This window comes from Streptomyces regalis, from assembly GCF_001509475.1.
Classification (GTDB): Bacteria; Actinomycetota; Actinomycetes; order Streptomycetales; family Streptomycetaceae; genus Streptomyces; species Streptomyces regalis.
Window position 1 is genome coordinate 149,875 of sequence record NZ_LLZG01000388.1, and the last position, 11,097, is coordinate 160,971.

The window sequence follows — 11,097 nt, forward strand, 5'->3', positions numbered from 1 at the left end:
TCAGGCTGCGACCGGCTCGCGCTCTGCGCCGTCCGTCTGCTCGGCGTCGCTGTCCGCCTCGGCCTCGGGGTTGACCGTCACCAGCACCTTCGCCTCGGCGTGCGCCTTGGCCTGCTTGAGCTGGAAGCGCGCCTTGGTCAGCGACTCGGCGACCCGGTCGAGCTGCTCCAGCCGCGCCCCGACCTGCCCGTCGAGCATCTCGGCGAGCTTGATCGGCTCAGTACGGGCGATCTCGTCGAGCAGTCCACGGACCTGCTCGATCTTGTCGAGCGTGGTGCGGGTCTTCTTCTGCGCGGCGGCGCGCTCGGTGCGCTGCTCCTCCGTCATCTCCTCGACGATCATCAGCACGGCCTGGTCCTGCTGCTGCTTCATCGCGAAGGCGAAGTGCACGATCTCGTTGTCGCCAGCGAACTCTCCGCGCACGAACTTCGAGAGGACCGCACCCTGGTTGGCGAGGCTGAGCGCGGCTATCTGAACGGCCGCCTGCGTGCCGATCTTTCCGTCCTGAACCAGTTCCTGGACCTCGATGCGCAGATCCAGAAGCGCCAGGCGCAGTTTGACGTAGGTGGTCGTCTTGCCGAAGTCGGCGGCCACGGACTCGATGGTCGCGCCCTCTTCCTCATCGAGGATGCGCTGGTAGCCGTGTGCTTCCTCGAAGGGAGTCATGTCCTCGCGGGTGACGTTCTCGGACATCGACCGCTTGAACCGCTGGAGTTCGCTCTTCTCTGACGTGATCGTGACGCGGATCTTGGTGCGGCCGAGGATCTGGTGGGCGCGCCAGCGGCGTTCGCCGGCGACGATTTCGTAGCCGCCCTGCTCGTTGTCGGCGCGGACCTCGATGGCCTGCATGAGGCCGTACTTGTCGATGGACTGGGCCAGCTCGTTCAGCGCGTCCTGGTCGAAGTACTCGCGCGGCTGGCGCGGGTTGCGGTGGACCTGGGACATCTTCACGACGCGCTGCACTGTGGCTCCAAGAGGTAGTTGGTGAGTTTCCCTGCCCTCACCTTGTATCTAAATTCTACTCTCCATTAGAGGGGTGTCCACTCCCGGGCAACCTCCGGGAAGTGACCTCGACCACGCTCGGAATGGGGCTCTGAACTGCGGAAACACCTGTGGGGGCCGAGGATCCTCGACGCCCCACAGGTCGGTCTACCGCTACTGCGCGAGCGGGCGCCCGCCCCCATCCACTCGCTCACGCCACCGCTGAACTTCAATGGGCGCGCCCGGCAGGAAGGCGGCGTGGCAGCTGTTGCGGATCGGACACACGGTGCAGACCCGCACCGCATCCTCGGCCGCGATCAACGCCCCGTCACCTGCGGTCTCCAGCGGCTGTATCGCACACAGTCCGCTGCTCCACGGGACCGGCTGGGCCGCCTGGTCCGGCTCGCAGTGCAGGCTGCTAAGCGCGCGGATGATCCCCGCGCCGTCTATCTGGTCGGTGCCCGTTCCTCGCGGACTGGGCTGTTTCGCGAGCGCCACAATGCGCTGCGCATTGATCACTTCGCCCCCCTCGTCGTCAGGGCCGGCCCCGTGTCCAGCCCTGCGCAAAGGCGGCTGCCCCGGTGCGGCGCAGCCGCCTGCCCCAGGGCCCGGCCCCCGCCAGCCGTATCGGACGGCTGTACCTTCCGGGCGCTTGGGGCCGCGGGCTCAGTGCCCCATGCCCACGCCGCCGTCGACGGGCAAAACCGCGCCGGTGATGTACGACGCTTCGTCGCTGGCGAGGAAACGTACGGCGGCCGCGATGTCCTCGGGTCGTGCCGCGGTGCCGAGCGGGATCTGTGCCAGCAAGGCCTCCGTCCGCTCCTTGCTGAGGACCGCAGTCATGTCGGTAGCCGTAAGCCCCGGGGAGACGACGTTGGAGGTGATGCCACGGGAGCCGAACTCGCGCGCCAGCGATCGGGAGAAGCCGATCAATCCCGCCTTGGCGGCCGCGTAGTTGGACTGCCCCGCTTCGCCGAGCATGGCGACGGCAGAGGAGATGAAGATCAGGCGGCCGGAGCGAGCGCGCAACATGCCGCGGCTGGCGCGCTTGGCGACCCGGTAGGCGGCAGTGAGGTTGGTGTTGATGACGTCGGCGAAGTCCTCCTCCGACATACGGAGCAGCAGTGCGTCGCGAGTGATGCCCGCGTTTGCCACCAGCACCTCGACCGGGCCGTGCTCGGCTTCGATCTGCTTGTATGCCAGCTCGACCTGCTCGGGGTCGGTGATGTCGCACCTGACGGCGAGGAACCCGGCCGGAGGCTCCCCGGAGCGATAGGTGATCGCGACCCTGTCTCCGCCCTCCGCCATGGCCTTGGCTATCTCGAAACCGATGCCTCGGTTGCCACCGGTGATGAAGACGCTGCGGGTCATAGGGGTGTCACCTCTCGGGACTCGTCGGAGCAGGGCCACCCGCTGGCTCGGCAGGTCACGCCGAGCCGTCAGGGCGGTTTGTCTCGAACATCCCGTTAGGGATCCGTTAAGACCCCTTTACTTTGCACTGGCTGGTCAGTTATCTCGGCCACGCCGCTATGGCTCGAAACCGGCCGCAACCCCGACTTGTGCCACCCCCACTTGCGCTCCACGTTTCACCACGCCCGGGTGTGTCCCGATATGGGCATCTTTCGTGTGAGGTGAGTGACAGGGGGTTGAAGTTCGCGATCTATCACGAAGACGTTAGGGTCCTCTAAGTCTTTCCTATACCTTTACCTGTCGAAGATTGAGTATTAAAGCGGATGTCAACAGCTCTGCCCCCGATCGGCCGATTCCTCAAGGCCTGGCGCGCCCAGCGCGACCCCAACCAGGTGCCGGGCTTCACCGCCCGGTTCGGCCCCAGAACCAAGCCCGGGATCAAGCAGGTAGAGCTCGCCCAACTCACGGGAGTCTCCACGACATGGGTCCGGGAGCTTGAGCACGGCCGCGCCAAGAACCCCTCCGTGGAGTGGCTGCACCGCATCGTGCGCATACTCGACCTCACTCCAGCCCAGCGCCACACCCTCTTCGTGTACGCCACGAGCCAGGAACCTCCGCTGCAGTATCGACCGGACGCTTCGAACCTCGACCCCTCGACCGCAGCTCTCATCCGTGTCCAGCCTTGGCCGGCCTATATCTCGGACTTCGCGTGGGACGTGCTCCTCTACAACGAGGCGAGCGAACGCGACTGGCCGTGGATGAAGCACGGCGTCAACGTCATGATCTGGGCTCTGGCCTTCCCCGAGGCCCGCATGCAGCTCATCAACTGGGAAGAGGACTGGGCCAAGCCCATGGCCTCCCAGCTCAGGCTGCGAGCCCGCGCACACCCGGAGAACGAGCGTCTGGCCGAGGTCATCGCCCAGATCAAGGAGCGGGACAAGGCAGCGCGCAGGATCCTCGAGGAAGACCTGACGACCGTCACTCACCCTGACGGTGACCGGCGCTGGGTCTACCTGCCCGGTCACGGGGACGAGGAATTCGAAGTCGTCTTCCGCGCCTATGCACCGCTCAGCGACTACAGCCAGCGGTTCATGTGCGTCGTACCCGCAGCCGAGGCTCACCCCCTGGCGACCTGAGCAGCCAGAAGATCCGCCCCTCACCCTCCCTGCGCCCCTCAGGCCAGGAGCAGTGCTCCGTCTCGGGGTACGACCTCATCTGTAGAGCGAAGTGCGACCTCACGTACATAGGCCGGGCGCCGATCGTCTGCGCTTACGTGCACCGTGCTCATACGTCGAGCAGCAGGGTGTCGAGCGGAAAGGCTGTGGTGTCTTTCGTGGGCCGTGACAGGTGTACCGCGGTGTGGAAGTAGCCGTCGGTCTCCTTCCCGCGGGGATCTTCGCCGGCGGCGATCACCGCATGGACGGCGTGCCGCTGCTCGTGCGCACTCGTGAAACGGCGTTGCGGGTACGTAGGGGCAGCCGCCTTCTCGGTGATCAGACCGTGGGGCGTCAGTCCTTCAGCGATGGGCTGGTAGGAGCCGGTACGCAGAACGAACGCCACGACCCACACCTGTCGGTGGGCGGCGGCAAGGAGCGGCTGGAAAGTGCGGGGGGACAGGAAGCTGGCCCCGCCCGTGATGGTGATCAGCCGCGTGGGCTGCGCGGCGCGCCGGAGGGCAGCGGTGGGAGGAGCCACTTCCAGGTTCTCGGCGAAGCCTTCGTCCAGCAGACCGACGGCGAGCGCGTAGTCGATGGCGTTCGCAGCTATGTCGAGTCCGATCACTCGGGCCGCTTCGGGACGTCGATGAGCTGCGTAGTAGGCCCGGTCCCACTCGATTAGCTCAGCCGTGGTGAGTGCTGCTGCCTGCGGGGATGCGTAGTGGGCATATAGGTCTTCCAACGTCAGGTTGTGGTTGAGGAGAGCCGCGTTGATGCCGTACGAGCAGCAGATGTCCAGCACGGTCACCGGGCCGGCGGTGTGGGCGGTTCGCGCGCGGGCGGCGGCCATGCGCCGGAATACCCCCTGGGCGTGCTGCGGCGTCTGATAGTTCCAGCGGCCCAGGACGCGGAAGAAGTCTCTGGGGTCTGGCTGGTCGTAGATCTCGTCGAACGACGTCATTTCCTCCTGACTGGAGGCGGCCAGCTCCTCGGGGCTGCTGATCCCCAGACCTCTCTCACCGGTGCTCCCCGTATGAGTCATCGCACGTGTCCCTTCCCGCTCTGGGCCCCGCCTCGCGTCTCGTCAAGCAGTAGTGCCTGACCCGCAGGTGAGGAAGGGGGCATCGACGAAACCAGCCACGCAGCGAACGTCAATTCTGGAGTACTTGGAGCGGCCGACAAGGCCAAGGTCGGGCGGCCCCGGCACCCGCCATTTGCGATCCCCGTTGGAGCATGTGGATCTCTGTACTTGAGCTTGTACGCAGCCATGTGGGTGAGCTCGTACGCCGACACTCCGTCTCGGAACGCGCGCCGCTCGGGCCGTCAGGCCACGTCTCGGAAGCGCGGCAGCCTGCCGATTCGAAGCTGCTGCGATGCCCAGACAGCCAGAACATAGGGCCGTGGGGGCCGGGAGAGTGCTGCGACCTGGGGGCAGGCGCTGAAGATCAGGCGGACGGCTTGCGCCAGTCGATCTGAATCCGCTCACTCGGATCGCGGTGCCTGCCCCGGCCCACTGCCAGCACACGCACCTTGACGATCTCCACACAGACCAGTGCACGCTGCGAGGCTCGTGGAGCCGAATTCCACCACTCCACCAGATTCGTGACGCCGTCGATCGGCAAATCCGTCATCTGCTCCAGGAACCGCAGCCGATTGCGCGACTGGCGCAGGTCGTCCTTCGTGGCCTTCTCCGCAGCGGCGTACGCGGCTTCCACCAGCACGTCGCGCATGTTGCGCAGTTCCTCGAACCGCTTCTCGGCCCCGGCGATGTGCTCCTTGAGGCGCTCCGCTTCGGCCCGGATGTCAGCCAGCAGCCGCCCCAAGTGCTCCTGAGCGCCCGGGCGCAGAAGCTCAGCAAGCACCTCCTCGGTCACCGCGTCTTCGAGCCGGTCGGCATTCATCCGGACTCGTCCACACGAAGGCTGTCTGACCCGTGGCGGCGGACAGCGGTAGGACGGATCGGCATCGCCGGTCACCCGCGTCCCCACCATGTCGTACTTGCAGCCGCCGCACTCCGCCACACCATCGGTCAGCAGGTACTCGAAAGCCTCCCGCGCTTCGGGCTGTTGGCTCTTCTGCTCGGCGAACAGCTTCAGTAGACGCCGGTATTCATCCGGAGTGAGGACCGTCTCACCGAAGTCCTCGATCGGGTTGCCCTCATCATCCAGACCAGCCATACGCGGGTGGCTGAGGACCCGGACCAGGACCTCGGGAACCCACTCATTCCCGAACGTGGTGCGATAGCCCTGCTTGTTCATCCAGCGGCATGTCTCAGCCCTGCTCTGCCCGGCGAACAGCCGAGACGTGGCCTTACGCAGGGCGCTGGCCTCCTCGAGGTGCAGTCCACCCCGGCGGCTCTGGTAGCCAGACAGCCGTGCCATGAGTCTCCATCCCCAAGTGGGAGCCTGATCGCCTGCCGCTTAGCAATCGCATACCTCCGTAATAGGTCACGATATCTGGAACGCATGGCTGTCATGGCTTGAGAGGGCAGTAAGTGCACAGGTGGCAGGTTATTTGTGCACGTCAGAAGGCCAACCCGTGGCGGGAGTGTGGTGCACGTCACTGCAACCGTTGAGGCGTAAACAACGTCAACCAAAGACGCGGCCCGTGCGCCCATGACCAGCGCAAAAGGGCCCGACCAGCCAACCTGGCAGGACAGCCGGCCGAGCCCATAGGGCGCAACCCATCACCCTACGAAGGCACGCCCAACGCCTCCCACAAGCTCAACGTCACAACCTTCTGCGTCTCGCCCACGGGGATCGTCTTCGCCGGGAACTTCTCCGCCTTGATCAACGCGTACGCCTTGTCTGCCCCGATCCCCAGAGCGCGCGCAGCCGTCGCCACGCTCACCGCCGCCGGCAACGAACGCAGCTCCTCAACCGACATCCCACCCCGTGTACGGGCAGGCACGCCAGAGGCAGTCACAGATGAGGTCATAGGTGGTCACATCCCTCTTCCCCGCGCCACCTGACCGGAAGCATACGACGGCCAAGGAAGCGTCTCCTTCGCTACAGCAAGATCAGGACACGTAAGGATGATCCAGCCCAAACCAGGGGGCCCCGCGTGTTCAACGGCAGCACCTACAAGCGATGCGCCTGCAAGGAGCCGGCACTCGACAGCAACGGTCAGCCGCTCCTCCACAGCAACGGCAAAGCCAAGCTCCGCCAAATCGGCTCAGACTGCCCGCTGCTGAAGAAACGCGACCACGGCTCCTGGTACTACTACGTCAAACTTCCCGACGGCCCCCGCGGCGAACGCCGCCGCCCCCGCAAGGGCGGCTTCCTCACGCAGAAGGCCGCAGAAAAAGCGGCCCAGAAGCTGTGGGACGAAGCCCACAACGGCATCGACGTCGATTCACGAGAAACCGTCGAGGCATACCTACACCGCTGGCTCAAGAAGCGCGTCGACCTCAAGCGCAGCACCCGCGACGACTACGAGGACTACCTGAACCGCATCTTCATACCCGGCCTCGGCCACCTCCAGATGCGCGAACTCCGCGACCGCCACATCCAGGAAGTCTTCCAAGAAATCTGGGAGCTCAACGAGGTCAAGAAGGCCAACCGCCTCGCCGCCCAGCACGCCAAAGAAGCCTGCGACGCCGCCTACAAGGCATGGAAGACGGCCCCCACGCCCCGCCCGCCCGAGCTGCGCCAGAACTGGAACGCAGCGAAAGCTGCGCTCAAGGAAGCCCGCACCAAGCCACGCCAGGACACCGGCCCCGGCAGGCAGAAGAAGTTCCTCGACACCCTCTCCGCAGCCCTCCAGGACGCAGTCGCCGAGAAGCTGATCACCGAGAACTGGGCCAAGCTCGTCAAGATCCCCAAGTACGAGCGCCCCGACCCGCTCGTGTGGACAGACGAACGCGTCGCCCGCTGGCGCGAGACCGGCAAAAAGCCCGGCCCCGTCATGGTCTGGACCCCCGAGCAGACCGGCCAGTTCCTCGACTCCGCAGTCGAACACCCCATGTACACCATGTGGCACCTCATGGTCTTCCGCGCACCACGCCGCGGCGAAGCAACAGGCCTGCCCTGGACCGAACTCGACATGACCAAGGGCACCGCCAACATCGTCGAAACCCTCGTCACCAACTCCGCCTACGAAGTCTGGGAAGACACCCCCAAGAGCCGCAGCGGCAAACGCACCCTCACCCTCGACTCCGCCACCTTCGCCCTCCTCACCGCCTGGCGCGACGTCCAAAAGGCCCAACGCGAACAGTGGGAAGCCAAGCACCGTGAGGACTCCGACAAGTACGGGCCATACGTAAACAGCGGCTACGTCTTCACCCAGCCCGACGGACGACCCTGGCACCCCGACAACGTCTCCCAAGCCTTCGAACGCCTCATCAAACGGCTCGGCCTCCCACCCATCCGCCTCCACGACCTCCGGCACTGCGCCGCATCCCTCAGCCTCGCCGCCGGCTTGTCCATGAAGGCCATCCAAGCTCTCCTCGGCCACGCCTCGTACTCGCTGACCGCCGACACCTACACGTCACTCATGCCGCAGTTCGAGCAGGCCGCCGCCGACGCACCAGTGGACCTCGTACCGCGCCGAGGCGCCGCACCAGCGCCCACAGAGCCGGACGGCGACCGCGAGCCAGTGCCCGCTCCGGAAGCCGCCCCGCAAGGACCACCCCAACTCGTCCTCGTCCGCAACGAAGGCGGCACCTCCAGCCCTGCCGAAACTGCTGCCTGACCAACCGCGTAGAGCCGGTGGCCCACCGAACCCGGTGGGCCACCGGCTGTTCTCTCTTCGGAACTGGCGCCTCAGCGAAACGCCATCCGGTTCATCTCCGCAATCGACGCCCGCGTCTGGTCAGTGATCGTCAAGCGCCCCCACCGCAGGTTCAAATAGCGCACACTCACTGACTCGTCCCAGGCCGTCATGTTCACCGAGCAGCCATCACGCCCCTGCTCGCAAAGACAGTTGAAGGTATTGACCCGCCACCCCAGACCGGTCGGACCGTCCGTGAGCAGTGGTGCCAGCTCGGAACACGCAGGCCCATCGGTCGCCTCCAACGTCCAGAACGTCTCGTGGCCGATCGCACTGCACCACACGTCGGTTCCATTGGCTTCCCCAAGCCCGCAGGTCGCGCGAACGCGCCGCAGCAGCGCGGAAGCAATCGCAGGGTCCATCACCGATGACTCACGCGAAGCCCTGCCCGCAGCGCGCTCCCGCCGGCTCCAGTCAGACTCCACGAACACGGCCGTGCGTGGCTCACGCTCGTAGATGCGCCGAGCAATGCGCTCCCACCACCGGGGATCGAAACCCTTCAGGAGCACTGAGCCCACCATGCCAGGCCGAAACAGGCGCACCGCACTCGAACTCGAGCGATACCGCAGGCCCCCCACGCCACTGATCGCGTCACGCACGTCGCAGACATCGTCCACGAGCCGCGGCAGCAACATCTCCGCCCAATACGAAACCACGTACGGCTCATTGAGAAGATCGACGTTGAGTTGATCCGCGCGCGGGACCAGCTTCTCAATGCCCCACGGATGCTTGGAGAGACCGCCCATTTTCGCGACCCGCAGAGCGATCGCGGCCTCCAGCTCGGCCTGCGCAGGAAGAGCCGCAGGAATCCGGCAGGCATCTTCACCCGCAACCAGGAGGGCCTGGAGGGACTGATAGGACTCGCCGGTGCAACGCTGCCGCGAGGCCGTGGAGTTCATCCCGTGGAGAGTCATCGCGCTGTTCCCACGCCGCATCGGCCCCCTGCGAGACGGCGCTGCATGCGTGATCGGACTCAACGTCGAGGAAGCAGCGAAGGCTTCTGACCGGTGTCCAAGGCGCCTGGCGAAAACGGGGGCTCAGCCAGACGCGCGGCCGGGTGCTCCAACCCGCCAGCCATGACACACCACGGAGCAACGAGAGTCGAGGCACCACGCCGCCGAGGCGACGCTGTCCCACTCGAGGCCTGCGTTCCACTGGGATTCCCCGCGTCCCCACTCTGTCCCCACCGGGCGAAAATGGCCCCCTGGAAGACCGTTTCCAGAGGGCCAATCTCGGTGTTTTCGCAGGTCACGCCACATGTGTGGGTGATGCATTGAAAAGGTGTCCCAGGCTTTAGGAGAGCGGTGCTCTATCCCCTGAGCTACGAAGGCAGGGGCTTGTGGAAAACCTTGTCGAAAATCCAGGGCGTGGATCTTCGACAAGGAGAACAAGCCCGCTGGGCAGACATGGTGTGGAGCTCTCTGCACTGCGGTTGGAGCAGACAGGGCGCCGTACCAACGACCGACCAGGGACAGCCTAGCGGATGTGTGCCAGTGGGCGTCGTCCGTATCGGAGGGGGTGAGCGGCATGGTCTGTAAGAGCGCCTCTGGCATGCTGTTTCTTCAGCTTCGGCGGATGGTCGGGGACGCCGAGGGGGACATGGTTCGAGGGCGATAGGACCGTTCTGCTCTCCGTGTCGGGTTGCCGTGGGCGTCGGGCGCCGACTCTCGTTGTCTGGAACACCGACGGCGGGCTGCCGTTTCGGACGCGTTCAGACCGGGACCGCGGTTTCGGCGGCGGACCACAGGCCACGCTCGGCGATGAACCTCCGGTACTGGACGATCTCCAGGTCCAGCAGGCACGGGCCGGGCGCTTATTTCCGCGCGTTGGTGACCAGCTCGCTCACGACCAGCTGCATCATGCCCATCGCCCGCTCCGACACCGGCAGCCCGTGCACGGCCTTCACCGTGGTGAGGAAGCCGCGGGCCGTGGCACGGGCCTCGGCGATCTCCGCGCTGTCCTCGAACGCGGCACCGGCCCTGATCAGACGGTCGGCAAGCGGGTCCTGGCCCTCATTTTGGGCAGCAGCATCCACGGCCCCGCCTCACGTCCGAAGCACCCAGCACAGTGCCCACCCCGCATACCCCCGGAACACCACAGAACGCGCCAACACACGAGGTCACGGCGGCGGGTGAACCTGCGGGCCGTGCCTGCGCGGCGTCGAGGTGGGCCGGCCGCGTCGGATGCCGGTGCGGCGCGGTCGGCTGTGCCCTGGTCAGTGGTGGCGTGGGCGGGGCAGCAAGGCGAACGCGTTCGGTGAGGCGGTCGGGGCTGTGGCCGTACGCGCCGACGACGTCGCTCCCGCGGATGATGGTCAGCAGGAGGTAGGCGAGGTCGTCGGGGTCGGCGTCGGGGTCGATGTCGCCGTTGCGCTGTGCCGCTCGCACGCACTCGGCCACGGCCGTCCGGACTACGGAGAAGCAGTCGTTGGCCAGGCGTTTGACCTCGGGGTCGGAGGTGCCGATCTCCAGGGCCATTTTGGCGGCGAAGCAGGCGGCTGCCGCCCGGTCGGGGGCGGCGGGTACGTCGGGGGCGAGTGGCACCCCGTGGACGGCGCGGAGCAAGTATGCGTGCAGTCGTTCCAGGGCGCCCTCGTCCGGTCCGGCGAGCGCCTTCCGCGGACCCTGCCCCAGCCGGGCGAAGTACCCGGCCATCGCCTCCAGCAGCACGCCGTGCTTGCCGTCGAACGCGGCATAGAGGCTGCCGCGGCCCAGGCCGGTCGCGGCGCTGATGTCGTCGACGCTCGTGCCGTTGTAGCCCGAAGCGCGGAACTGCCGCT

Annotated in this window: 10 protein-coding genes and 1 pseudogene; 2 read left to right on the forward strand and 9 right to left on the reverse strand. The window is 66.3% G+C overall.

All coding sequences use genetic code 11. The features are described from left to right. The 3 genes from ADL12_RS40315 to fabG form a co-directional block, all read right to left on the reverse strand. Positions 1–963, reverse strand: coding sequence for a ParB/RepB/Spo0J family partition protein (locus tag ADL12_RS40315; RefSeq protein ID WP_062712725.1), 963 nt, complete (start codon positions 961–963; stop codon positions 1–3). Between the two features lie 192 nt (positions 964–1,155). After that, positions 1,156–1,500 (reverse strand): hypothetical protein, encoded by a 345-nt coding sequence (locus ADL12_RS40320; RefSeq protein ID WP_062712728.1) that lies wholly within the window; start codon positions 1,498–1,500, stop codon positions 1,156–1,158. 147 nt (positions 1,501–1,647) lie between these two features. After that, a complete protein-coding gene (fabG, locus tag ADL12_RS40325; protein WP_062712730.1) occupies positions 1,648–2,352 on the reverse strand; it encodes a 3-oxoacyl-ACP reductase FabG in 705 nt (234 codons plus the stop codon). A 362-nt stretch (positions 2,353–2,714) separates the two neighbouring features. On the opposite strand from fabG, the gene ADL12_RS40330 reads away from it, so the two are divergent. Continuing rightward, positions 2,715–3,527 (forward strand): helix-turn-helix domain-containing protein, encoded by an 813-nt coding sequence (locus tag ADL12_RS40330; RefSeq protein WP_062712732.1) that lies wholly within the window; start codon positions 2,715–2,717, stop codon positions 3,525–3,527. Between the two features lie 148 nt (positions 3,528–3,675). On the opposite strand, the gene ADL12_RS40335 is transcribed toward ADL12_RS40330, so the two are convergent. The 3 genes from ADL12_RS40335 to ADL12_RS40345 form a co-directional block, all read right to left on the reverse strand. Further along, on the reverse strand, positions 3,676–4,590 hold the full coding sequence (locus tag ADL12_RS40335; protein WP_244188235.1) for a hypothetical protein: 915 nt from the start codon (positions 4,588–4,590) through the stop codon (positions 3,676–3,678). A 403-nt stretch (positions 4,591–4,993) separates the two neighbouring features. After that, positions 4,994–5,929 carry a recombinase zinc beta ribbon domain-containing protein gene (locus tag ADL12_RS40340; protein WP_062712736.1) on the reverse strand — a complete coding sequence of 312 codons (936 nt, stop codon included), beginning with the start codon at positions 5,927–5,929 and terminating at the stop codon, positions 4,994–4,996. A gap of 310 nt (positions 5,930–6,239) precedes the next feature. Further along, the gene (locus ADL12_RS40345; protein ID WP_062712738.1) at positions 6,240–6,434 is read right to left on the reverse strand and encodes a hypothetical protein; all 195 of its coding nucleotides are present in this window, start codon (positions 6,432–6,434) and stop codon (positions 6,240–6,242) included. 177 nt (positions 6,435–6,611) lie between these two features. Here ADL12_RS40345 and ADL12_RS40350 point away from each other — a divergent pair, with 177 nt between their 5' ends. Continuing rightward, positions 6,612–8,240, forward strand: coding sequence for a tyrosine-type recombinase/integrase (locus ADL12_RS40350; RefSeq protein WP_062712740.1), 1,629 nt, complete (start codon positions 6,612–6,614; stop codon positions 8,238–8,240). Positions 8,241–8,311: 71 nt separating this feature from the next. On the opposite strand, the gene ADL12_RS40355 is transcribed toward ADL12_RS40350, so the two are convergent. The 3 genes and pseudogenes from ADL12_RS40355 to ADL12_RS40365 all read right to left on the reverse strand — a co-directional run. Next, positions 8,312–9,217 (reverse strand): hypothetical protein, encoded by a 906-nt coding sequence (locus ADL12_RS40355; RefSeq protein ID WP_159053451.1) that lies wholly within the window; start codon positions 9,215–9,217, stop codon positions 8,312–8,314. A 914-nt stretch (positions 9,218–10,131) separates the two neighbouring features. Then, entirely contained in the window at positions 10,132–10,353 is a 222-nt protein-coding gene (locus tag ADL12_RS40360) for a hypothetical protein (RefSeq protein WP_482262913.1), read from the reverse strand. A gap of 180 nt (positions 10,354–10,533) precedes the next feature. Beyond that, positions 10,534–11,097, reverse strand: a pseudogene (locus tag ADL12_RS40365) (TetR/AcrR family transcriptional regulator); the annotation flags it as partial.